Annotated in this window: 23 protein-coding genes; 7 read left to right on the top strand and 16 right to left on the bottom strand. The window is 69.6% G+C overall.

The features are described from left to right. Positions 1-39: 39 nt before the first annotated feature. Positions 40-921 carry an aldo/keto reductase family oxidoreductase gene (locus tag AC07YH_RS19270; protein WP_494748571.1) on the top strand — a complete coding sequence of 294 codons (882 nt, stop codon included), beginning with the start codon at positions 40-42 and terminating at the stop codon, positions 919-921. A 53-nt stretch (positions 922-974) separates the two neighbouring features. Then, positions 975-3,044: a discoidin domain-containing protein gene (locus tag AC07YH_RS19265; protein ID WP_494748570.1), complete on the top strand. Its 2,070-nt coding sequence runs from the start codon at positions 975-977 to the stop codon at positions 3,042-3,044. On the opposite strand, the gene AC07YH_RS19260 is transcribed toward AC07YH_RS19265, so the two are convergent. From AC07YH_RS19260 to AC07YH_RS19215, 10 genes are all read right to left on the bottom strand, one after another. Continuing rightward, entirely contained in the window at positions 3,022-3,219 is a 198-nt protein-coding gene (locus AC07YH_RS19260) for a hypothetical protein (RefSeq protein WP_494748569.1), read from the bottom strand. The two genes, AC07YH_RS19265 and AC07YH_RS19260, sit on opposite strands and share 23 nt — an antisense overlap. A gap of 90 nt (positions 3,220-3,309) precedes the next feature. Next, positions 3,310-4,299, bottom strand: a complete 990-nt coding sequence (locus AC07YH_RS19255; protein ID WP_494748568.1) for a type II secretion system F family protein — start codon at positions 4,297-4,299, stop codon at positions 3,310-3,312. 9 nt (positions 4,300-4,308) lie between these two features. Then, entirely contained in the window at positions 4,309-5,286 is a 978-nt protein-coding gene (locus AC07YH_RS19250) for a type II secretion system F family protein (RefSeq protein ID WP_494748567.1), read from the bottom strand. A gap of 6 nt (positions 5,287-5,292) precedes the next feature. Beyond that, positions 5,293-6,825 (bottom strand): TadA family conjugal transfer-associated ATPase, encoded by a 1,533-nt coding sequence (locus AC07YH_RS19245; protein WP_494748566.1) that lies wholly within the window; start codon positions 6,823-6,825, stop codon positions 5,293-5,295. Further along, positions 6,826-8,412, bottom strand: a complete 1,587-nt coding sequence (locus AC07YH_RS19240) for a CpaE/TadZ family protein (RefSeq protein WP_494748565.1) — start codon at positions 8,410-8,412, stop codon at positions 6,826-6,828. After that, the gene (locus AC07YH_RS19235; RefSeq protein WP_494748564.1) at positions 8,412-9,092 is read right to left on the bottom strand and encodes a CpaD family pilus assembly lipoprotein; all 681 of its coding nucleotides are present in this window, start codon (positions 9,090-9,092) and stop codon (positions 8,412-8,414) included. Before AC07YH_RS19235 ends, AC07YH_RS19240 begins: the two co-directional genes overlap by 1 nt. 9 nt (positions 9,093-9,101) lie before the next feature. Beyond that, on the bottom strand, positions 9,102-10,757 hold the full coding sequence (locus AC07YH_RS19230; RefSeq protein ID WP_494748563.1) for a type II and III secretion system protein family protein: 1,656 nt from the start codon (positions 10,755-10,757) through the stop codon (positions 9,102-9,104). Continuing rightward, positions 10,754-11,656 (bottom strand): Flp pilus assembly protein CpaB, encoded by a 903-nt coding sequence (gene cpaB / locus AC07YH_RS19225; protein ID WP_494748562.1) that lies wholly within the window; start codon positions 11,654-11,656, stop codon positions 10,754-10,756. The genes AC07YH_RS19230 and cpaB overlap by 4 nt, the downstream gene beginning before the upstream one ends. 205 nt (positions 11,657-11,861) lie before the next feature. Then, positions 11,862-12,374 (bottom strand): A24 family peptidase, encoded by a 513-nt coding sequence (locus AC07YH_RS19220; protein ID WP_494748561.1) that lies wholly within the window; start codon positions 12,372-12,374, stop codon positions 11,862-11,864. Between the two features lie 172 nt (positions 12,375-12,546). Beyond that, the gene (locus tag AC07YH_RS19215) at positions 12,547-12,726 is read right to left on the bottom strand and encodes a Flp family type IVb pilin (RefSeq protein ID WP_494748560.1); all 180 of its coding nucleotides are present in this window, start codon (positions 12,724-12,726) and stop codon (positions 12,547-12,549) included. A gap of 317 nt (positions 12,727-13,043) precedes the next feature. Between AC07YH_RS19215 and AC07YH_RS19210 the strand changes: the two genes are divergently transcribed. The 3 genes from AC07YH_RS19210 (at position 13,044) to AC07YH_RS19200 (ending at position 14,767) form a co-directional block, all read left to right on the top strand. Then, positions 13,044-13,502 (top strand): pilus assembly protein N-terminal domain-containing protein, encoded by a 459-nt coding sequence (locus AC07YH_RS19210; protein ID WP_494748559.1) that lies wholly within the window; start codon positions 13,044-13,046, stop codon positions 13,500-13,502. A gap of 126 nt (positions 13,503-13,628) precedes the next feature. Then, positions 13,629-14,186: a TadE/TadG family type IV pilus assembly protein gene (locus AC07YH_RS19205; protein ID WP_494748558.1), complete on the top strand. Its 558-nt coding sequence runs from the start codon at positions 13,629-13,631 to the stop codon at positions 14,184-14,186. Then, positions 14,183-14,767 (top strand): TadE/TadG family type IV pilus assembly protein, encoded by a 585-nt coding sequence (locus AC07YH_RS19200; protein WP_494748557.1) that lies wholly within the window; start codon positions 14,183-14,185, stop codon positions 14,765-14,767. Before AC07YH_RS19205 ends, AC07YH_RS19200 begins: the two co-directional genes overlap by 4 nt. On the opposite strand, the gene AC07YH_RS19195 is transcribed toward AC07YH_RS19200, so the two are convergent. The 5 genes from AC07YH_RS19195 to AC07YH_RS19175 form a co-directional block, all read right to left on the bottom strand. After that, complete coding sequence (locus AC07YH_RS19195) at positions 14,754-15,488, bottom strand: aminotransferase class IV (RefSeq protein ID WP_494748556.1); 735 nt, start codon at positions 15,486-15,488, stop codon at positions 14,754-14,756. The genes AC07YH_RS19200 and AC07YH_RS19195 overlap by 14 nt on opposite strands. Then, positions 15,485-16,798 carry an aminodeoxychorismate synthase, component I gene (gene pabB, locus AC07YH_RS19190; RefSeq protein WP_494748555.1) on the bottom strand — a complete coding sequence of 438 codons (1,314 nt, stop codon included), beginning with the start codon at positions 16,796-16,798 and terminating at the stop codon, positions 15,485-15,487. Before pabB ends, AC07YH_RS19195 begins: the two co-directional genes overlap by 4 nt. 154 nt (positions 16,799-16,952) lie before the next feature. Next, on the bottom strand, positions 16,953-18,401 hold the full coding sequence (locus tag AC07YH_RS19185; protein ID WP_494748554.1) for an MFS transporter: 1,449 nt from the start codon (positions 18,399-18,401) through the stop codon (positions 16,953-16,955). Positions 18,402-18,608: 207 nt separating this feature from the next. Further along, positions 18,609-19,382 (bottom strand): tyrosine-protein phosphatase, encoded by a 774-nt coding sequence (locus AC07YH_RS19180; protein ID WP_494748553.1) that lies wholly within the window; start codon positions 19,380-19,382, stop codon positions 18,609-18,611. Between the two features lie 46 nt (positions 19,383-19,428). Continuing rightward, positions 19,429-20,091 (bottom strand): HD domain-containing protein, encoded by a 663-nt coding sequence (locus AC07YH_RS19175; protein WP_494748552.1) that lies wholly within the window; start codon positions 20,089-20,091, stop codon positions 19,429-19,431. A gap of 109 nt (positions 20,092-20,200) precedes the next feature. Between AC07YH_RS19175 and AC07YH_RS19170 the strand changes: the two genes are divergently transcribed. Next, positions 20,201-21,181 (top strand): GlxA family transcriptional regulator, encoded by a 981-nt coding sequence (locus AC07YH_RS19170; RefSeq protein ID WP_494748551.1) that lies wholly within the window; start codon positions 20,201-20,203, stop codon positions 21,179-21,181. A 3-nt stretch (positions 21,182-21,184) separates the two neighbouring features. On the opposite strand, the gene AC07YH_RS19165 is transcribed toward AC07YH_RS19170, so the two are convergent. Next, positions 21,185-22,342 carry an acyltransferase family protein gene (locus AC07YH_RS19165; protein ID WP_494748550.1) on the bottom strand — a complete coding sequence of 386 codons (1,158 nt, stop codon included), beginning with the start codon at positions 22,340-22,342 and terminating at the stop codon, positions 21,185-21,187. 115 nt (positions 22,343-22,457) lie between these two features. Here AC07YH_RS19165 and ygiD point away from each other — a divergent pair, with 115 nt between their 5' ends. Then, a complete protein-coding gene (ygiD, locus tag AC07YH_RS19160) occupies positions 22,458-23,228 on the top strand; it encodes a 4,5-DOPA-extradiol-dioxygenase (RefSeq protein WP_494748549.1) in 771 nt (256 codons plus the stop codon). The last annotated feature ends 40 nt before the right edge of the window (positions 23,229-23,268 follow it).

The following is a 23,268-nucleotide window of genomic DNA, read 5'->3' as shown; positions in this document are numbered from 1 at the left end:
GATGCTACGCCTCGCTCCACAACGCAAGGAACGGGACGCATGACTACCGCCATCGACACTTCCAAGATTGATGGGGCCGGGACCTTCAAGCTCGGCGACCGCACCGTCCGGCGGCTGGGCTACGGGGCCATGCAGCTGGCCGGCCCGCACGTGTTCGGCCCGCCCAAGGATCGCGCCGCCGCCGTCGCCGTGCTGCGCGAGGCCGTGGCGCTGGGCGTCAACCACATCGACACCAGCGACTACTACGGCCCCTTCGTCACCAACGAGATCATCCGCGAGGCGCTGCACCCCTATGCCGACGACCTGGTGATCGTCACCAAGATCGGCGCGCGGCGCGGCGACGACGCCTCGTGGCTGCCGGCCCAGACGCCCGACGAGCTGCGCTCGGCGGTGCACGACAACCTCAAGCGCCTGGGCCTGGAGGCGCTGGACGTCGTCAACTACCGCGCCATGTTCGGCATGGGTCCGGCCGAGGGCTCGATCTCCGAGCAGGTGGGCGTGCTGGCCGACCTCAAGCGCGAAGGCCTGGTGCGCCACATCGGCGTCAGCAACGTCACCGCGGCCCAGGTGGCCGAGGCGCGGAGCATCACCGAGATCGCCTGCGTCCAGAACCTGTACAACCTGGTCCACCGCCACGACGGCGCCATGGTCGACCACCTGGCCGAGGCCGGCATCGCCTACGTGCCGTTCTTCCCGCTGGGCGGCTTCTCGCCCGTGCAGTCGACGGCCCTCTCGGCCGTGGCCCAGCGCCTGGGCGCGACGCCGATGCAGGTGGCCCTGGCCTGGCTGCTGCGGCGCTCGCCCAACATCCTGCTGATCCCGGGGACCTCGTCGGTGGCCCACCTGCGCGAGAACCTGGCGGCGGCGGATCTGGTGCTGTCGGACGCGGTGATGGCGGAGTTGGAGGCGGTGGCGACCTAAGCGCCCTAGCTTCGCCGCAAAGCTGGCGCTGAACGCGAGCCGTGATCGCCGCCTTGCCCCCCATCCCCGACCAGGTCGTCGTCGACCTCTCCGCCGGCAAGCCGGCGAACGTCTTCCGTCCCGACGAGGCGTTCGGCGGCGGGCTGGACGGGATGGGCCAGGGCGAGGTGGCGGCGACCTATACGCCCGGCAACATCAAGGCCATGCGCCAGGTGGGCCTGCGCAAGATCACCTATCGCCTGCGGACCGAGCTGGGCAACCAGGTCTGGCACTGGAACCCGCAAGGCCGCTGGAGCGACGCCGCCCACGCCCAGGGCTACTGGACGTCCAGCGACAAGCCCGGCGCGTTGATCGCCCTCTCGCACGGCTACGACCTGCCCCGGCGCGGCATGACCAAGGACAACGCCAACAACGCCGGCTATTCGCGGTTGGACGACGGCGACGTCCGCACCTTCTGGAAGTCCAATCCGTATCTGGACAGTCGCTACACCCACGCCCCGGCGCGGCCGCAGTGGCTGGCCGCGGAGCTGGGCGACGCCAAACAGATCGACGCCGCGCGGCTGACCTGGGCCACACCCTACGCGGTCGACTACCAGGTGCAGTACTGGACCGGCCACGACGACTGGGACCCGGACGGCGCCTGGGTGACCTTCCCGCACGGCGACATCAAGGGCGCGACCGGCGGGGTGGCGACCTTGAAGCTGGCCGACGCGCCGGTCTCGACGGTCATGGTGCGGGTGCTGATGAGCCGCGCCTCGGGGACCGCGCCGAAGGGCTCGACCGACGTTCGCGACGGCCTGGGCTACGCGCTGGCCGAGGTCGGGTTCGGGACCCTGGACGCCAAGGGCTTCCACGACGCGATCCGCAAGGGCCGCTCGCGCACGACCCAGAGCGTCATGCACGTGTCCTCGACCGACCCGTGGCACCGGGCGGTCGACAAGAACCTGGACCTGGAGCAGCCGGGCCTGGACATGGTCTATCGCAGCGGCCTGACCAGCGGCCTGCCGATGATGGTCCCGGTCGGGGCGCTGTTCGACACGCCCGAGAACGTGGCGGCCGAGATCCGCTGGCTGAAGCGGCGCGGCTATCCCGTTGACCAGGTCGAGATCGGCGAGGAGGCCGATGGCCAGTACAACGCGCCCGAGGACTATGCGGCGCTCTACGGCCAGATGGCCGACGCCGTCCACGCGGCGGACCCGCAGATCACCACCGGCGGTCCCAGCCTGCAGAACGCCGTCGCCGACATGTGGGGGCCGGACGCCGGCGAGGACCGCTCGTGGACCCGCCGCTTCGTGGACGCCCTGGCCGCGCAAGGCCGGCTGAAGGACCTGGGCTTCGTCTCGTTCGAGCACTATCCGTTCGACGACGTCTGCGGCGACACGGCCGGCAAGCTGCTGGACCACGACGCCCTGCTGGACGCCGACCTGCAGCGCCTGCGCGACGACCATGTGCCGGCCGGCACGCCGCTGGTGATCAGCGAGTATGGCTTCTCGGCCTATTCCGGGCGGGTGATGTCGGAAATGCCGGCGGCGCTGCTAAACGCCGACATCGTCGGACGCTTCATGGCCAGCGGCGGGAGCCAAGCCTTCCTGTTCGGCTTCACGCCCAACCAGCCGATCAACCAGCACCTGGCCTGCGCCGGCTACGGCAACATGATGACCTGGCAGACCGACGCCACCGGCGCGGCGCGGTGGCGCAACCCGACCTTCCACGCCGCCTGGCTGTTGGCCAACGCCTGGAGCCAGCCGGGTCACGGCGAGCATGAGGTCTGGCCCGCCGCCGCCAGCGTCCGCGACGCCAAGGGGCGGCCGGCGATCAGTTCCTACGCCGTCCATCGCCCCGACGGCCGCTGGTCCGTGATGCTGGTCAATCGCGACCCCAAGGTCGCCCACGCGGCCTCGGTCACGTTCCAGGGCGGTCCCGCGCGAGGCTTCGCCGGCCCCGTCGAGGTCTGGCGTTACGATCGCTCGCGTTATGCCTGGAAGGACGCGGGCGAGAAGAGCCGGCCGGTCCGCGACCTGCCGCCCCTGAAGCTGCGCCAGGACGGGACGGAGCCCGTGCTGCTGCCGCCGTGGTCGATCGTCGTCGTGCGCGGCGCGCTCAGCCCGACAGCGCCTCGCTGAGCGTCCGCATCGCCTTGGTGAAGAAGCTGAGCATCGGCAGCGCCACCAGCTCCTTCATCGTCAACGCCAGGATCGCCCCCAAGGCGGCGATCAGCGCCGTCTCCAGGGTCGCGCCGCCCTTCTCCTCCGCCGCAAACGCGCGCAGGCGAGAGCCCTTCCTCGAGCCGTGATCCATCCCACTGTCCCAAACCGAAACTGAACGGCGGGACCCGCGCAAGGCGGGCGCCAACTTGGGGTGGAGTGGAGGGGGCGGAGCGGAGGAAGCCTAGTGCTTCCCGTAGATGTCCTGCACCTTCATGATCGCCGGGCCCAGGATCATGACGAACAGCACGGGCAGGAAGAACAGGATCATCGGCACGGTCAGCTGGGCCGGCAGGGCCGCGGCCTTCTTCTCGGCGGCCGAGAGGCGCAGTTCGCGGTTTTCCTTGGCCATGACGCGCAGGGCCGTACCCAGCGGCGTGCCGTAGCGCTCGGCCTGGATCATGGCCGTGGCCACCGACTTGATGCCCGGATGGTTGGTCCGGCGGGCCAGGTTCTCATAGGCCTGGCGACGGTCGGGCAGGTAGGACAGCTCGGCGGTGAGCAAGGACAGTTCCTCGGCCAGCTCCATCGACTGGCCGCCGACCTCGGCGCCGACCTTCTGGATGGCCGCCTCGATCGACATGCCGCTTTCGACGCAGATCAGCAGCAGGTCCAGCGAGTCCGGGAAGGCCGCCACGATCGACTCGCGGCGCTTCTGGGCGACGTTGCTGATGTAGACGTTGGGCGCGTAGTAGCCGACCGCCAGGGCGGCCACGCAGGCGCACAGCTTCTGGATCGGCAGGAAGCCGAAGTCGTTGACGACGTTGAGATAGAACCCCACCACCGCGGCGAACACGAACGGCGCCACGAAGCGAAAGAAGTAGAAAGTGGTCACCGGACGCGGGCCACGGAAACCGGCCTGGGCCAGGTTGTCGACGACCTTGGGATCCTCCAGCAGCCGCGACAGCTGCAGCCGGTCCACGACGTTCTTGTACAGGCCCTCGTCCTGGTGGCGCAGGGTGCTGGCGCCGGGCGCCGCGCCGCGCGTGGCGATGTTCTGGCGCGAGCGGCGGCGCAGTTCCTCGCGGCGGTTGGCCACCGACTTCAGGCGGCCTTCGAGGCTGTTGTTGCGCAGCGCCGGCGAGGCCAGGGTGATGATGGTCGCGAACGTCACCAGGGCGATGAACGCCGTCAGGAGGTTCGAGGGATTGGTCAGGGTCTCGACGATGCTCACGGCGGCCCCCTAGAACTTGAAGTTGATCATCTTGCGCATCACCAGGATGCCCATGGACATCCAGACGACCCCGAACAGGATCATCAGGTGACCGCGCGGGTCGCTGAACATCGGCTTCATGTAGGCCGGCGAGGTGACGCTGATCAGGCCAACGACGCCCGGGGGCAGGCAGCCGATGATCGAGGCCGAGGCGATGGCTTCGGCCGACAGCGCCTTGATCTTCTCCTTCATCAGCTTGCGCGCGCGCAGCACGGTGGAGAGGTTGCCCAGCGCCTCGGCCAGGTTGCCGCCGGTCTTGGCCTGGATGCCCAGCACGATCGAGAAGAAGCGCAGCTCGCTGGTGGGCATGCGCTCGTACATCTTCTCCAGGGCCGCATCCATCGGCACGCCCATGGCGATGTTCTCGGTCAGGGTGCGGAACTCGCCGCCCAGGGGCTCGGGGCTCTCCTTGCCGATGATCTTCAGGCAGTCGTGGACCGGCAGGCCCGACTTGACGCCGCGCACGATGATGTCGATGGCGTCGGAGAAGGTCTCGGTGAACTTCTTGATCCGCCGCTTGGCCAGGAAGCCCAGCACCCAGCGCGGCAGGCCCAGGCCCGCGGCGAAACCACCCAGCAGGGCGAACAGCGGGTTCTGGCCCAGGATGATGACGATCAGGGCGACGATCACGGCCAGGACGCCGCTGATGATCCAGAACATCTTGACGTTCTGGCCCAGGCCCGCGGCCAGCATGCGCGCGCTGATGCTCAGCGTGGCCTTCTTCTGCTTGCGCTCCTGTTCCTTGAGCGCCTTGAGGATGTTCTGGCGACGGGCGTCGGGGGTGTTGGCGGCGGCCTTGGCGCGCACGGCGACCTGGCGCTCGCCGCCCCCGGCGATCAGCTGGGCGCGCTTGGCGGCCTTGGCCGAGCTGTTGTCCCCACCCGCGAAGGCGAAGCCGAGGCCGGCGATGGTGATGAAGCCCAGGATCCCGGCCAGGATGAACAGCATCGCCGCCTACTCCGCCGCGTCGAGGGCTTCGGCCAGCTCGCGCTCCAGGCCGTAGTAGCGGGCGCGATCCCAGAAGCGCGGGCGGGCGATGCCGGTCGAGCGGTGCTTGCCCACGACCTTGCCCGCCTCGTCCTCGCCGGTGATCTCGTAGACGAAGAGGTCCTGGGTGACGATCACGTCGCCTTCCAGGCCGACCACCTCGGTGATGTGGGTGATGCGACGGCTACCATCGCGCAGGCGCGCGGCCTGGACGATGACGTCGACCGAGCCGACGATCATCTCCTTGATGGTCTTGGAGGGCAGGCCGTAGCCGCCCATGGTGATCATCGACTCGATACGGCTGATGGCTTCGCGCGGGCTGTTGGCGTGCAGCGTGCCCATCGAGCCGTCGTGGCCGGTATTCATGGCCTGCAGGAGGTCGAACGCCTCCGGGCCACGGACTTCGCCGACGATGATGCGTTCGGGACGCATCCGCAGACAGTTCTTGACCAGGTCGCGCATGGTGATCGCGCCCGAGCCTTCCAGGTTCGGCGGACGGGTTTCCAGGCGCACCACGTGCGGCTGCTGCAGCTGCAGTTCGGCGGCGTCTTCGCAGGTCACGACCCGTTCGGTGGGGTCGATGAAGGCGGTCATGGTGTTGAGCAAGGTGGTCTTGCCCGAGCCCGTACCGCCGGAGATGACGATGTTGCAGCGGCAGGCGCCGATGACGCCCAGGACCCGCGCCCCTTCCGGACTGATGGAGGCGAACTCCACCAGGTTCTTCATGGTCAGCTTGTCCTTCTTGAACTTCCGGATGGTCAAGGTCGGACCATCCAGAGCCAAGGGGGGCGCGATCACGTTGACGCGCGAGCCGTCGGGCAGGCGGGCGTCGCAGATCGGCGAGCTTTCGTCGACGCGGCGGCCGACCTGGCTGACGATCCGCTGGCAGATGTTCATCAGCTGCAGATTGTCGCGGAAGCGCACGTTGGTCAGCTGGACCTTGCCGCCCACTTCGATGAACACGCGGTGCGCGCCGTTGACCATGATGTCGGCGATGTCGTCGCGGGCCAGCAGCGGCTCCAGCGGGCCATAGCCGAGGACGTCGTTGATGATGTCCTGAACCAGGTGCTCCTGCTCGGAGACCGACATCGAGACGTTCTTGATCGCCACCAGTTCGGCGACGATGTCGCGGATTTCCTCGGCCGCCTGCTTCTGGTCGAGCTGGGCCAGCTGGCTCAGGTCGATGGTGTTCAGCAGGGCGTTGAAGATCGTGGTCTTGGTGGCGTGGTAGTAGTCGCTCTGCTCACGGACGATGTTGGTCGTCTGGGCGGCGGCGACGCCTTGCGCGGCGCGCAGCTGGTCGAGACCGACCGTGGCCTTGGGCGCGGCGGCGCCCTTGGCGGACGGGCTGTTGACCTTGGGGGCCGGCGCGGTCGGGGCGGGCGCGGCGGCGGCGGGCTCGACCCGCTGCGGACGCGTGGCGATGGCCGCGCCGCCCGCCGGGGCGGGGGGCGGCGCCTTCTGTTCGGCGGGGGCTGACTGATCGCGCTTGCCGAACATCTATTTCTTCTTGAACAGGCCCGAGAGCACGGAAGACTTTTGCGAGGGCGGCGGCTCGCGGCGGCTGATCAGGCGGGCCAGGTGCTCCAGCCCCTCGGCGGCCTTCGACTTGGGCGCCACCTCGGCCAACATCTGGCCGTTGTTGGCGGCCATGCCGTAGGGCTTGGGGTCGAACGGCAGCACCAGCGAGGGCTGGACGCCCAGGGCCTCGCCGAAGTCCTTGACCGGGATCTCCGGACGGCCGGGCACGCCGACCTGGTTCAGCACCAGGCGCGGCGGCACGTCGTTGGGGCGCGAGCCCTTGACCAGGTCGATGATGTTCTTGGCGTTGCGCAGGGACGCGAGATCCGGCGTGGCGACCACGACCAGGTCGTCCGAGCCCACCAGCACCCGGCGCGAGGCCGCGTTCCAGACGTGCGGGATGTCCAGCACCACGAAGGGCGCGGCGCCGCGAATCTTCTGGGTCACTTCCTCATAGGCGTCGGCGCCGAACTCGTAGTCGTCGTCCAGCGAGGCCGGGGCGGCGAACAGCGACAGGCGGTCGCCGCAGCGGACCATCATCCGGTCCATCAGCACCGGGTCCAGGCGGTCGGGCTGGCTCAGCGCGTCCAGCACGCCCTGCAGCGGGTCCTGGTTGAAGTCGAGGCCGGCGGTGCCGAAGGCCAAGTCGAGGTCGACCAGCACGGTGGCGGTCTGCATCTTCTCGGCCATGGCCCAGGCGAAGTTGTGCGAGAGCGTCGAGGCCCCCACCCCGCCCTTGGCGCCGACGAAGGCGATCTGGCGGCCGATGAACGGCGCGGACGGGTCGGCATAGAGGCCGCCGACGGCGCGGATCACCTGCAACGGACCCAGCGGCTGGGTCAGGTACTCGCTGACCCCGCGACGCATCAGCTCGCGATAGAGGGCGATGTCGTTGGTCTGGCCCAGCACGACGACCTTGGTGCCCGGGTCGCAGACCTGGGCCAGGCTGTCGAGCAGGTGCAGCAGGCGCTGGGCGCTGTCATTGGTCTCGACCATGACCAGCGAGGGCGTCGGCTGGTTCTGGTAGTATTCGACCGCCGCTTCCAGGCCGCCGTCGCGGACGATGGTCGAGGCCCGGGCCATGCGGCGGTCCGCGGCGGCGTGCTCGACCATGGCCGCCGTTTCCGGACGGGCGCAGAAGGCGTGGATGGTGATGCGCGGGATAGCCGCGTCGCCCATGCCGCCGTCGGCGATGGGCTCGTGATAGACCGGCGCGGCCGGTGCGACCTCGGCGACGTCCAGATCGTGATCCTCATAGGCGGCGGCGACGGCCGGCTGCGGCGCGCGCTGCGGCTGGGATTGGGGCTGGACGGCCCGCGGCTGCTGTTGCGGCTGGGGGGCGCGTTGCATCTGGGGCTGGGCCGGACGCGGGGCCTGGGGCTGGACCTGAGCCTGGGGCGCCTCCGGGCGCGCCGGCGGGAAGTCGGCGAACGGGTCGTCGAAGCCGCCCACGGCGGGGTTCAGCGACGGCGGCGCGGACGCGCGCCAGGGATCGGACGCGCCGGTCGTGAACTCGTCGGCGGCGTCGAAGCCCAGATCGAAGGGGTCGTTGTCGGAGGGCCGCATTACGGGATCGCCTTCGTGAGCGTGGCGTTGCCCTGCTCATCCTTCTTGGAACTGGTCACATCGCCCTTGCGGTAGAGGCCCAGCACGTTGCCGCGACGGCCGGTGTCGGGCGGCGTCATGTCGCGCGGCCGGACCAGGTCCTCGGGATTGGCGACCTGGGCCGCCAGGTTGGCGGCGATGGCGCAGCCGAAATTGTCATAGGCGGTGTTGTTGCGGGTGGCGGTCAGGTTCTCCCACCGCTCGCCGCATCTGATCTTCTCGGCCTCGTAGCGGAGGAAGCCGACGCGGATGGTGGCGTCGTCCGGACCGGCCGGGGTGAAGCCGACGACCCGCACGCGCGAGCCCGCCGCGCCCAGGGTGATCAGGCGATCGCGGATCTGGGTGGCCATGGCGCCGGCGTCGTTGGGCGTGGTGACGACCAGCTCGCGCGCCTCGGCGTCGAGCCAGCGGCTCACCAGGGCCTCCAGCGCGGCCGACTGGTTGGCCGACAGGCCCGTGGCGTGCGGAGCCAGCACGATCTCGTCCGGCGCGGAGGTGACCTTGATGCGGTCCATCCACTGCTGGGTGTCGGTCGCGGCGGTCTTCGACGGGCCCTCGTCGGGCGGCGTCGTGGCGCAGGCGGCGAGGCCCGACATGGCCAGGGCCACGAGGACGGTCTTGACGAAAGGCTTGTGCGTCATGGCGGCGTCCTACTCGATCACATAGCCGACGGGGCCCTGGTACGCGCGCCCCGCGTTGGCGCCGGCCGGCGCCTTGACCACCTTGTTGAGCCGGCCCAGCAGGACCGTGCTCATGTCGCTGGCGAACTCCAGGCCGTCGGCCGGCGTCTGCAGGTTCTGCGGACGGGTCGGGTCGACGATGTAGGGGGTGACGATGATCACCAGCTCGGTCTGGCCGTTCAGGAAGTCGCGCGACCGGAACAGCGAGCCCAGGATCGGCATCGAGGTCATGCCCGGCACCGAGTCGATGGTCTGCTTGGTGGTCTGCTGCAGCAGGCCGGCGATCATGAACGAGCCGCCCGAGGGCAGTTCGACCGTCGTCTCGGCGCGGCGGACCGACAGGCCCGGCACCACCAGCGTCGCGCTGGTGCCGTTGCTGAGCGAGAAGGCGCCCAGGTTGGAGAGCTCGGAGACCTCGGTCGAGATCTTCAGCGAGATGCGGCCGCCCGACATCACCACCGGGGTGTAGCCCAGGCCCACGCCGTACGGCTTGAACTCGATCGAGACCTTGCCGGTGTCGTCGTTGCCGGTCGGGACCGGGAACTCGCCGCCGACCAGGAAGTGGCCGGCCTCGCCGGACACGGCGGCCAGGTTCGGCTCGGCCAGGGTGCGCACCAGGCCCACCCGCTCGAACGCCTGGATCATGCCCTTGGCCGAGTTCAGGCCCGCGCTGCCGGCGGTGTTCTGGACCGTGGCGATGTCGCTCTCGCGGTCCACGGCCGGCAGGTCGTACTTGCCGGTCAGGGGGTTGTAGTGCAGCACCTGCGGCTGCTTGGTGGTGTCGCTCTGGTAGCCGCCGATCGCGCCGCCCAGCAGGCTGCCGTTGACGCCGAAGGTCGGGGTCAGGCCGAACTTGTACTGGGTCTCGCCCAGCTGGCCGAGCACCGCGTTCAGGTCGACGCCCAGCTGCTTGATGACGTTGCGCTGCACCTCGACGATGCGGACCTGCAGCATCACCTGGTCCTTGCCGGCGATGGTCAGCATGTTCAGCACGTTCTCCGGCTTGCCGGTGAACTGGGCGGCGATGCGCGAGACCGCGTCGGATTCCGAGGCGTTGCGGACGGTGCCGGTCAGCACGACGCTGTCGCGGATCGGCTGCACGTGGATCTTGGCGTCGGGCAGCACGCGCGACAGGGTGGTGGCCAGCTGCTCGACCGGCTGCACCACACGGATGTTCAGCGACACGATCCGGCGGCCGGCGGCGTCGAAGAAGGCCGCGTCGGTGACGCCCTCGGTCAGGCCCAGCACATAGACGCGGCGCTTGTCGCGCAGCACGGTGTCGGCCACCAGCGGGTTGGTGACCAAGAGGTCGCGGACGTCGCTGGGCAGCTCGATGATCGCCGACTTGCCCCGGACCAGCTCAACCGTCGCGGCGCTCTGGTCGGCGTTGAGGACGATGCGGGTCACCTGCTCGCCGACCGGCGGCGGCGGGGCCATCGGCATCGCCGGCAGGACCGGAGCCGGGGCCGGACGCGAGACGCGGGCGGCGGGGCGATAGACGTGCGAGCCGCCCACCGGACCGTCGGCGAAAGCCGGCGCGGTCGAGGACAGGCCCAGCAGGACGGCCAGATTGGCCGTCAGGATGCGGCGCTTGGGGTGCATGGCGACTTTCACCGGACGGCTCATGGACGCACCGGAACGCTGGTGGTCTGACCGCCGCGATTGATGCGGATGACGGGTTCTTCGGCGGCGGCGGGCGCGACGGACTTGGCGCCGGTCATGCCCGAGGGGCCGCCCAGGTCGGTATAGGCGCGCAGGGCCAGGGTGATCGGACCGCTGGCCTTGGCGCGGGCCAGGGCCTCGGCGTCGGCCGGGCCGACCTCGAGGGTGGCGGTGGCCGCGACGATGGACTTGGCGTCCTTTTCGGCGGAGGTCGATTGGTCCAGGGCCAGCACGCGGATGTTCTGCAGCACCGTCTCGGCGCGGATCGTCTTGTTGCCGCCGCCGGTCGGGCTGGCGTCCTGCAGTTCGCGGGTCGTCAGCACGTCGACGCGGTCGCCGGGCAGGATGAAGCCGCCGACCGCGGTCTCGGAGGTGACCGGCACGGCCATGGCGCGCTTGCCGGGGGTCAGGACGACGGACAGGTAACCGCCCTCGCCGCCGCGCACGATCTTGCGGTTGGTGATCGGCTCGCCGGTCAGGACGGGGTCGCGGACGATCGCGCCCTCGACGACCTTGGCGGGATCGCCGCCGATCATCTGGTCGGCGGCGCCGCTGACGGCGGCCTTGGCGGCCTCGACCTTGCCGTCGGGAGCGGCCGGGGCCGCGCCGTTGGTGATGAAGGCGCTGTTGATGGCGTCGGAGGGCCAGGCCTGCCAGGCGACGTCGGCGGCCACCAGGCGCGTGCCGATCGGCAGGTCGCGCTTGGCGACCAGGACCTGGGTCATGGGTTTGCCCGGCGCCGCCGGGGCCGCGGCGGCGGCCGGCGCGGCCGGCTTGCCGCCCAACGCGCGCTGCAGGACCACGGCCAGGCCGATGGCCGAGACGGCGGCGATCAGGACGATCAGGAGACGAACGGGGCTCATGGCGCGGGCTGAAACTCTAGGGGGAGCCGAGCGGCCGCCAATTCGGCGAGGCGCACGATTCGTCAGTCAGCCTTTCTGGCCACGTCCCATGCTCGCCTGTGCATGGTTAACGGCTGCTAAAAGTTTTCGCCGTTCGCGGAACGGAACACGCGGCAGGGTGTCGCGGGATGAGTCAGTGCGCGGCCGGGCTCAACTATAAGGAGTCTCAACCCAGGGCGGCGACGGCCAGGGCGCCTTGCGGGAAGGCCCAGAGGGCGCCGATGGCGATGGCGACGCCGTAGGGCAGGTCGCCGCCTTCCGAGCCCAGCTTGCGCAGCCAGGACGGCCCGCCGGCCACGGCCGGAGCCAGGTAGCCCGAGCGCAGGGTCAGGATGGCCAGGGTCAGGACGCCGCCCGCCAGACCGGTATAGACGAGGAACATGAAGGCGCCGGGCCAGCCCATCCACAGGGCGCAGACCGCGAACAGCTTGCCGTCGCCGCCGCCGATCCAGCCTGCGGCGAACATCCCCATTCCGAGGACGAGCGCGCCGACGCCCACGGCCAGGCACAGGCCGATCTGGGCCAGAGGCGCGCCGCAGATGAGCGCGGTCGGCAAGAAGGCCGCGATCAGGGCCAGCGAGATCCAGTTGGGGATCGTGTAGCTGGTCAAGTCCTTGAGCCCGCCCAGGATGGCCAGGATCGGGAAGATCAGCAGCAGCGGGATCTGGATGGCTTGCATGGTCTCGCGCCTTCTTAGGCTCGGTTGGGCTCGGTTCTGATCGCCCCATCTTGAGGCGTACGGGTGAAGTAATCGTTTCCCGCCAACGGGATGACGTCCGCCTCCACGCAAAGAAAAAAGGGCCGAGGCGTGAGCCTCGACCCTTCTTTTTTCGAGCGCGTAGTGCCTCGGATCAGGTGCCGCCAGCGGCCGAGACCTTACCGGCGATCGAGGTGAACTTGGCGTTCAGGTTGTTACCCAGCAGGGTGACGCCCGAGATGATGACGACGGCGATCAGAGCCGCGATCAGGCCGTATTCGATGGCCGTGGCGCCCGATTCATCCTTCAGGAAGCGAGTGACAAACTTCGTCATGTCTTGATCTCCTAAAAACCAAAGCTGGTTGATTTGAGGCTTCAAGCCGAACGACTTGGTCACCCCCGAAAACACGATCAATTTCGCCCACCTCACTTAATGGCCAGTAAACAGCGAATAGTTTCGCGTATTTTTCTTTTGGTTTATTTGTATTTACCGTTATTTGTTCTTAACCATGGGCGCGACAAACGAGCCCAATCCCTTCTGAATCAAGGACTTTCTCAAGCGGCGCTTGGACGCACGCAGTCGAGCTTTAGTCTTTTGTTGACCAAACAAAGTGATGCTGAGGAACATTCGGATCCCAGATCGGAAACCCCATGCGTCGCTTTTCGCTCGCCATCGCCACCGCGCTGACCCTCTCGGGCCCTCTCGCGAGCGCCCCCGCCAACGCCCAGACGGGCGCCCTGCCGGTCACGCCGGCCTCCGTCGAACTGCCGATCGGCCAGGGCGAGACCTCCTATGTGACCGTGGGCGGCGCGGTGCGCGACGTCGTGGTCGCCGATCCGGCGGTCGCCGACATCAGCATCGTCAACGAGCGCACCCTGCTGGTCATGGGCAAGCGCCCGGGTGTCACCGCCCTGATGATCTTCGGGGCCGGCGGCCGCACCCTGGCCGCGCGCCAGGTGGTGGTCTCGGAAGCCGGCGACAGCGGCGTGACCATCTATCGCGGCGTCACCGGCGCCGGCTATGCCTGCGCCAGCCGCTGCACCCGCGTGGCGGCCGCCGCGGCGCCGGGCGGCGCGGCCGCGGCCCCGACCGCCTCGGGCACGCCGTAAGCGCCCTCACACACGCCCTCACATACGCGGGCGCGCGTTCTCACTCCCGTTGGCCAGTCAGCCTAACCAGTTGGTAGGATCGCTCGACTAACCTGCGGGACGATCAATTCAGGGTCCGCGCGCCGCATGGCCTACAGCTTCATCCCCGTTCGCGCCCGACGTCGGCTGGCCCGCCTGGCCGGCCGCTTCACGCGCGCCGAGCAGGGGGCCACGGCGGTCGAGTTCGCCCTGGTCTTCATGCCGTTCCTGATGCTCATCTTCGCGATGATCGAGCTGGGCCTGGCGTTCCTGGTCTCGCTGCTGCTCGAGAACGCCATCATCGACGTGGGCCGCACCATCCGCACCGGCGAGGTGCAGACCACCGGCGGCACGTCCGCCACCTTCAAGACCGCCGTCTGCAACAAGATCGGGGTGATCGGCTCGATGAGCTGCGCCAGCGCGCTGCAGCTCGACGTGCGCACCTATGCCGACTACTCGGCCAGCAACAGCTCGTCGGCCGCGACCGGCACGGTGCCGACCACCATGCAGTTCAGCCCCGGCACGGCCGGCTCGATCGTGCTGATCCGCGCCTACTACACCTGGCCGCTGGTCACGCCGCTGCTGCAGACCGGTCTGCAAAGTTCCGGCGGCAAGCGGATCATCTACGCCGCCACCGCCTTCACCAACGAGCCGTACGACCCATGACCGCTCGCCCGCCCCGCGCCCTGAAGAAGACCTCGTGGAAGACGTTCTGGCGTGATCGCCGGGGCGTCACGGCCATCGAGTTCGCCCTGATCGCCCCAGTGCTGATCCTGATGTACTGCGGCTTCGCCGAGACGACCCAGGCCATGATGGCCCAGCGGCGTCTGTCGAACCTGACCTCGCAGATCGGGGACCTGGTGGCCCAGGGCACCCAGACCGGCCCGTTGAAGATGAACGACAACTTCAACATCGGGAACCTGATCATGGCGCCCTACCCGACGGCCACGCTGAAGATGTGCGTCTACAGCGTCACCTCGGACGACAAGGGCAAGGACACGGTCGCCTGGGTGCAGCCCAACGCCGCCGGTGCCGGCATGACCGGCTGCCCCGCCAAGTCGGGCATCACCGTCACCGACATCCCGGTCGGCGCGCTGCCGGCCAGCCAGAGCATCATCGTCGCCAAGGCCAGCTACGACTACACCTCGCCGATCAAGCTGGTCATGCCGACCACCATGACCTTCAAGCGCACCTACTATCTGCGCCCGCGCCGCACCGACGCGGTGGCCTGGATCACCACGCTCTAGCCAAGCGTTCCACCAGCGGGTGCGGCGCGAAGACGCGCTCGCCCAGCGTCGAGACGGGCCGAACGCCGATCAGGCTGTTGGTCAGGAACACGGCCTGCGCGCGGTCCAGCGCCTCGACCCCGGCCGCGACCTCCTCGACCGGCTCCAGCGCCAGCAGCCGCGCCCGGGTGATCCCCGCCAGCACGCCGCAGTCCAAGCGCGGGGTGAACAGCCGCCCGTCCTCGACCCAGAAGATGTTGGCCGCCGCCGCGCAGGCGATCTCGCCGCGATTGTTCAGCATCACCGCCTCGTCGACGCCGGCGGCCTTGGCCTCGGCTCGGGCCAGGACGTTGTCGAGATAGCTCAGGGTCTTGAGCCGCGAGGCCGGCGAGCCCTCGTTGCGGCGCGTGGTCGCGACGATCGCGCTTGCCGGCTCGACGACCGGCGCGGCCGGCGCGGCCGTGGCGAACAGGCGTGGCAGCGGCACGGCCGGCTGGTCCAGCCCACGTCCGCCCGAGCCGGCGGTCAGGGTCAGGCGGACCGCGAACCGCCCCTCCCCCGGCGTGGCGTCGCGCACCCGGCGCTCGGCCTCGGCGCGGACAAACGGCAGGTCGAGCAGCGCGCAGCCGGCGGCCATGCGATCGAGGTGGGCGGCCAGATGCGGCAGATCGCCGTCCGTCGCCAGCAGGGTCTCGAACAGGCCCTCGCCCAGCAGCAGGCCACGGTCGTTCTGTGGGATCATTCGGTCAGGGCCCTCTTCAGCGCGGCGATCTTGGCCTCGGTCTCCAGGCGCTCGCCATACGGGTCGCTGTCGGCGACGATCCCGGCTCCGGCGCGAGCCTCCAGCGTCCAGCCTTGGCCGTCCTCGACCAGACCGACTGTGCGGATCAGCACGCTGGAGTCGAACGCCCCGTCGAAGCCGGCCCAGAAAAGCGAGCCGCAATAGGGTCCGCGCGGCGGTTCCAGGCCAGCGATGACCTTCATCGCCTGGACCTTGGGCGCCCCGGTGATCGAGCCCGGCGGGAAACTGGCCCGCAGCAGGTCGGCGACGGTGCGGCCGCGGGCCAGCTGGCCCGACACCGTCGAGACCAGGTGATGGACGTTGGCGAAGCTCTCGACCTTGAAGAGCTCCGGGGCCTTGACGCTGCCCGGCGGGCTGACGCGCGCCAGGTCGTTGCGCATCAGGTCGACGATCATCAGGTTCTCGGCCCGGTCCTTGTCGCTGGCCAGGAGCTCGGCGGCGAGAGCGTGGTCCTCGACGGCGTCGCGACCCCGAGGCCGCGTGCCCTTGATCGGCTGGGTGACGATGGCGCCGGTCGCATCCACCTTCAGGAAGCGCTCGGGCGAGTTGGAGACCAGAGCCCGCCCCGGCAGGCGGAGATAGGCCGAGAACGGCGCCGGGCTCTGACCGCGCAGACGGGTGAAGAGGTCGAAGGGGTCAGCGCCGGCGGCCAGGCGTCCGGTCCAGGCGCGGGCGATGTTGGCCTGGAAGATCTCGCCGGCCAGAATGCGTGTGACCACCTCGGCGACGACGGCCTCGTAGGCTTCGCCGTCGGAGGCCGTGAGGTTCGGGCACAACGGGCCTTCGAAGGTTGGCTGGTCGGCCGAGGCGTCGAGCCAGGCCAGGGCGTCGCGGGCGCGGCCTTGGGCCTGAGCGTCGGTCTCGCCCCTTCCGACCGCGACGACCTGCCGCGCGTGGTGATCGAAGGCCAGCAGGGCCGGATAGCGGGCGCAGGTCAGGTCCGGCCAGGCGGTGCGGGGAAGGTCCAGCGCCTCGACATGGTCGCCCAGTTCATAGGCCGCCAAGCCCACGACGCCGCCCTGGAATGGCGGACCTTCGGGGACGGCCGGCAAGCGGGGGCCGAGCAGGTCGGTCAGCGCGGCGAACGGATCAGCGGCGACGTCGAACGTCTGATCCGGCTGCCGCAGCAGATAGGACCACCGCCCGCTCCCACCGGTGACCAGCGCGCAGGCATACGCCTCGTCCCGGAACGGGGCCAGCGCCCACACCGGCTCGCGCCAGGGGGCGGTGATGAGGGCGACGCGGCGCATGGGCGGGGTTTAGCAGGCGGAGCCGGCCCCCTCCACCGGCTTCGCCGGTCCCCCTCCCCCAAGAGGGGGAGGAGAGGGAAGGCCCGGGCGGGCAGCGCTTAGCTCTCCGCCCCGCTTGGGGGCGGACAGACCTGCGGAGCAGGTCAGGTGGGGGCTAGTGCTGAGTCTCCCGCTCGCCGCCCTTCACCGTGAACAACCCCACCAGCCCCAGGGCCAGCAGCCCCGCGATCGGGATGAAGCCCGCCACCTGGCTGGCGAACACCTTGGTCGCCAGGGCCACCAGCAGCGAGCCCAGCCACATGGTCGCCGTGCCCGACAGCGAGAACAGGCCAAAGAACGCCGCCATCCGGTCCGGCGGCGCCAGGCGCACCAGGAGTGTGCGGCTCGAGGCGTATTGCGCCGTGACGAACACCGCGATCAGCAGGCCCAGGCCTAGATAGATGATCTCCGGCAGGGTGCGGAACAGCGGACCGTTCCAGACGGCCGGGTGGGTCGCCGCGTCCCAGGTCCAGAAATAGAGAATCTTCTCGCGGCCCATGCCCAGCGTGCCCAGCAGCACCAGGATGCAGACCCCGACCTCGACCTGGATCGCCCGGCGCGGCCCCAGGGTCTTGTCCAGCCACGGCGCGATCAGCCCGCCCAACACGCCGAAGATCGACAGCGAGATGCCGTAGGCCAGCATCTCCAGCTCGCCCCACTTCATCAGGCCGGCCGCGAACAGGCCGCCGAAGATCAGCAGCGCCGTCATGCCGTCGCAGTACAGCATCCGCGCGCCCAGGAACTTGGCGACGTCGGCATGGCCCTTGAGGTTGCCGAAGGTGTCGAGGATCAGCCGGATCCCCTCCTTGATCGACGCGCCCAGCGAGACGCCGGTGCGGGGGGCGTCGCGGGTCCACAGGAAGAACGGGATCGCGCCCAGCAGCATGACGGCCGCCGACAGCGGGCCGACGATGCGGCTGGGCTCGTGCTCGGCCTGGTTGAGGCCGAACAGCGGGGCGCTGGGCACGAACGACCAGGGCACCAGGCCCGGGAGCACGAAGGCCCACATCACGAAGATCAGCAGGGACACCGACAGGCCGTTGGCGAGCGCATAGCCCAGGCCCGACAGCACCGGCTCCTGGCCCTTCCCCGCCGAGCGCGCCAGCAGCGAATTGTTGAGCACGTCGCCGCAGTTATAGGCCACGCCCAGGACGATCAAAGCCAGGCCCACCAGATCGACCGGCAAGCCGCCGGGCTTGGCCAGCCACAGGGCGAACAGCAGCGGGGCCATGATCGCCAGGATCCCGGCCATGAACGGCTTGCGCGGCCCGTACCGCTCGATCGAGGCGCCCAGGATCGGCGCCAGGGCGGCGGTCAGCAGGCCATAGACGGTGGAGATGTCGGCGACGGTCGCCTGGCCCTTGACCGGATCGCCGACCAGCACCCGCGAGAAGTACGGCGAGAAGACGTAGATGGTGACCAGGATGACGTACGGATCGCGCGAGCCCTGGTGCAGGATCCAGCTGAGCGCGCTTCGGGAGAGCTTCTGTTTGGGCGCGGGGACCAGTTCGTCCTCGGCCACGACTTCGCTCAAGCCCGGAGGGGCGCCCGCCAACTCGCTCATACCGCACCCTGATGACGCCTGGCCCTCTGGTGGGGCCGTCGGGTGAGGCTGGACCTTAAACGGGCGTTTGTCACCTCCCCACCTTGTCATCCCGGCCGAAGCGAAGCGTAGAGCCGGCACCCAGGGGGTGACGAAGCGCTGCGCGCGCCGCCCCTGGGTCCCGGACAAGCCCTGCGGGCTTTCCGGGATGACAAACGTGAGTGGCGATTAGAGCAGAATATGAGCTCTGACAGCTTCCCGCGTCGCCGCATCGATCCCCACCGCCTGCTCCAGATACCCGTCCAGCCCCCCGTGCGCGGCCTTGATCACCTCGAACGCCGCCGCCAGGTACCGCGCCTCGACGCCCATGGCCGCGCGCATGGCGGCTTCGTCCGGGCGGCGGCCGGTCATGCCCTGGATGTGGTCCATGAACATCGCCCCGCGCCGGTCGAAGCGGGTGGGGTCGTTGGTCAGCAGGTAGTCGTCGATGACATCGTCGTCGCTCACCCCGGCGATGTGGTGGGTCAGGGCGGCCAGCACGCCGGTGCGGTCCTTGCCCGCCGCGCAGTGGATCAGGGCCGGGCCCTTGCCTTCCGCCAGCGCCAGGAAGTAGCGGCGGAAGAGGTCGATGTGCCGTTCCTTGAACGGCAGGCGACGGTAGTACTCGTCCATGTAGTCATGGACGGTCTCGACGGTCAGGTCGGTGCTGGTGATGAACTCCAACCAGGGATCGACGCCGGTGACGCCCAGGTCGTTGTCGATCACCTGGGCCGCGAAACCCGTCCAGCGGCGCGAGGGCGAACGCTCGCGCTCGTTGGGTCGGCGCAGGTCGACCAGGGTGACGATGCCCATCGCCGCCAGGGTTTCCAGGTCGGCGTCCGTCGCCTCGGCCTGGTGGGCGGCGCGGAACAGCACGCCCCTCTTCAGGCGCCCCTCGCCCGCGGCATAGTCGCCGAAATCGCGGAAGTTCTCGACGCCTTGGAGGGGGATGTGTCTGGTCATGCAGGAGCGTCTAGCGCTCCCGCGCGACATTGGCGAGACCGCTGGGCTATTCCGCGAACGGCCCCTCCATGATCCGCTCGACCCAGGACGTGGCCGCATAGCCCTGCACGAACCGCTCGCCGAAATCGCGGACGAAGTTGTCGTAGTTGGCCTCGGGCGCCGTGCGGGCCAGGTGGCAGGCGCAGGTCTTGAAGGCCTGTTTCATGTCCAGCCGCGGCAGGGCCTCGACGATGGCGTCGATCTCGGCGGGCGGGAAGCTGGCGTGGTCGGGCGCGCCGAAGTCGACGCCGATGCCGCGCGCGCACAGCGAGACCTCGGCCTCCTTGAACACCCCGATCGACGGGGTGGCGTGCAGGGCGACGCCGTCCCAGACCAGCTGCGCGCGGCGGTCGTCGAAGCCCTGCTCGCGGGCGAAGCTCATGGCCAGGTTGGCCCCGTTGACCTCGAACCGATGGGGACCCTCGCCGTGCGGCGTCAGGCCCAGGTCGTGGAACAGCGTCGCCACGGCCAGCACCTCGGCGTCATAGGCCAGGCCGCTGCGCTCGGCGACCTGGACGGCGAACACCCACGAGCGGACGACGTGGTTGAACAGCACCGCCGGCATCAGTTGGCGGACATGCTCGAACGCCCGGACGATCACCGGCGTCTCGGGCAGGTTGGGAAAGCGGCCGCGAAGCGCGTCGTAGCGCGGCGATGAGATGTCGGACATGGCGAGGCTCCTGCCGCCCGAAGGCCGTTCGCCTTCTTTCGGGGAGATAGTTCTCCGACCCGCTGGTATGGATCGGCGGAACCGACAATCACCAAGGCGAAAGCGACAAATGGCGCGTCCGGACCAGCCCGCCGAGGTGGCCCTGCTGCTGCACCCGCAGGTGCAGATGGCGGCCGTCCACGGGCTGACCGACCTGTTCGCCTTCGCCGACGACCTGGCCCGCAAGCCGCCCGGCGCGGCGGGACCCTTGATCCGCCTCTCGCACTACAGTCTGGCCGAGGACGGCGGGGTGCGGCGCGGCTTCGACAGCGCGCCAGGCCCGGACGGCGAGCCTCTGATCGTCATCGTGCCGCCCTGCCACGCGCCGCCGACCCGCGACGCCTCGACCGAGCGGCTGGCGGACTGGCTGCGCGGTCGCGAGGCGGCCGGCGCGACGCTGGCGGCGGTGTGCGGCGGCACGTTCCTGCTGGCCGAGACCGGCCTGCTGGACGGGCGGCGAGCCACGACGCACTGGGCCTTCGCCAACGCCCTGGCCGACCGCTTTCCCGCCGTCACGGTCGATACCGATCCGCTGGTCATCGACCATGGCCGCGTGCTGACCGCCGGCGGCATGATGGCCTGGATGGACCTGGGCCTGACCCTGGTCGAGCGCCTGCTGGGGCCCGCCGCCATGGTCGAGACGGCGCGGTTCATGATGATCGACCCGCCCAGCCGCGAGCAGCGCTACTACAGCGCCTTCTCGCCCCGCCTGGATCATGGCGACGACCCCATCCTGAAGGTCCAGCAACACCTCCGGACGCCCGAGGCTCAAGGCCTGCCCGTCACGGCCCTGGCGCGCCTGGCCGGGCTGGAGGAGCGCACCTTCACGCGGCGCTTCGCCAAGGCCACGGGCCTGAAGCCCAACGCCTATCAGCAGCACCTGCGGATCGAGCGGGCTCGGGCCCTGCTGGAGAGCGCCTCGCTGAATGTCGACAAGGTGGCCTGGGATGTCGGCTACAGCGATCCGGCGTCGTTCCGGCGGGTGTTCGCGCGGATCACCGGCCTGGCGCCGGGCGTCTACCGCCAGCGTTTCGGCCGCGCCGGCGCCTGATCCCTATCGCCGCAGCAGCGGCTGGATGCGGTCCTGCAGCGGTTGGTCGACATAGGTGTGGAACAGCCAGGCGAAGCCGTAGGCGATCGGGAAGCCGGCCAGCCACATCAGCCACTGCCAGCCGATGCCGATCGGCACGGTGTCGATCAGCGCGTGGACGGCGCTCCAGTAGATCACGCCGACGAAGATGTGGGTGATGAACAGGGCGAAGGACAGCTTGGCGCCCTCCTCGATCCACTGGCGGGGATGCCTGACCGGCAGGCGGCCGGCGCCCAGCACGATCATGGCGATGGCCAGCAGCGACGGGGCGTCGAACATCCAGGTGTCGGGCAGGGCGTAGCGGTCCAGCGGCTGGGTGATGACCAGCAGGGCCACGCCGCCCCACAGCAGCGCCTTGGCCGCCGTCTCCGAGGGCCAGCGCATGTCGACCGCGCGGGCCAGGCAGACGCCCAGCACGAACAGCGGCAGGGCGCGCACGACGCCGTACTGGAACTGCAGGTCCGGCAAGGCGTGGTGGAAGACGTGGCGGGCGATCACCTCGAACACCCCCAGGATCGCCGCCGCGCCCAGCGGCAGGACCCAGGCGTGGCGCACCTTGCTGACCGTCTTCCAGAAGACCGGGAACAGGGCGTAGCAGACGATCAGCGCCGACAGCGACCAGCTGGGCAGGTTCCAGCCGTCGCTGGTGAAGCCCCAGGCATGGACCAGGAAGGCCTGGGCCGGCAGCTGATCCCAGGCGAAGCGGCTGGGCTTGTGGGCGTCGGTGCCGACGGTGTTGAGGATCAGGACCAGCACGGCCAGGAAGCCCAGCACCACCAGGTGCCCCGGCCACACGCGCCCGGCCCGGCGCATCCAGAAGCGCAAGGGGCTGACCCGCCCGCTCAGCACCGAGCCGCCATAGGCCCGGCCCAGCACATAGCCGCTCAGCATCAGGAAGAAGTCGGTGGCCAGGAACCCGCGCGAGAACACCTGGCCGAAGCGCTCGATCCGCATCGGGCTCTCGGCGCCGTAGTGGTAGACGACGATCAGCAGCGAGGCGAGGAAGCGCAGGAAATCCAGCGCGCCGCCCCGCACGGCCTCTTTGTCGGGGCGTTCCAGGACGACCGCGGCTTGCGGTTCGTCGGCGTCCGGGACTGGATCGGGGGAAAGCGGAGCGGTCACGGGTCCCGCCATAACAAAGGCGTCGCGCCCGGAAAAGCCGTCTCCGGAAGGTCGTCTTGCGGTATGGCGTCACGGCCACTATCTGCAACTTCTACTGTTTCCAATAGGTTCCGCCATGTCCCGCATGCCCGTCCTGTTCGTCGGCCACGGCTCGCCGATGAACGCCATCGACGACAACGCCTGGAGCCGCGACTGGCGCCGGCTGGGCGACACCCTGCCGCGTCCCAAGGCCGTGCTGATGGTCAGCGCCCACTGGGAGACGCGCGGCGCCTCGGCGGTGAGCAGTTCGGCGGCGCCCGAGACCATCCACGATTTCGGCGGCTTCCCGCAGGCGCTGTTCGACGTCCAGTACCGCGCGCCGGGCGATCCGGCGCTGGCTGGGCGCGTGGCGGAGCTCTTGTCGCCGGACGTGGTCGTGCAGCACCCGACGCGGGGCCTGGACCACGGCGCCTGGGGCGTGCTGAAGCCGATGTATCCGGACGCCGACGTGCCGGTGGTGCAGCTCAGCATCGATCGTGGGCGGGACAACCGCTGGCACTACGAGGCCGGCCGTCGTCTCGCGGCTCTGCGGGACGAGGGCGTGCTGATCATGGGCAGCGGCGACATCGTCCATAACCTGCGGGCCGCCGATTTCCGCCGGCCCGAGGCGCCGGAGTGGGCGGATCGGTTCAATGAGAATGCCAAGGCGCTGATCGCGGCGGGGGATCATGATCCGCTGATCGACTGGCGGAGCCTGGGCCCGGATGCGGAGATCTCGATCAACAGCGCCGAGCATTATCTGCCGCTATTGTATGTGCTCGGCGCGCAGGCGGCTGGCGAACCGGTGAGCTTCTTCACCGATGATGTGTTCGCGGCGATTTCCATGACGGGCGTGAAGGTCGGCTGAGGCAAACTCCCTTCCCCCTTGATGGGGGAAGGGTCGGGGA

The organism is Caulobacter sp. GW456-12-1-14-TSB4 (assembly GCF_059424195.1).
Note: the sequence above shows the minus strand (reverse complement) of the source record. Positions and strands in the feature narration are given on the sequence as shown.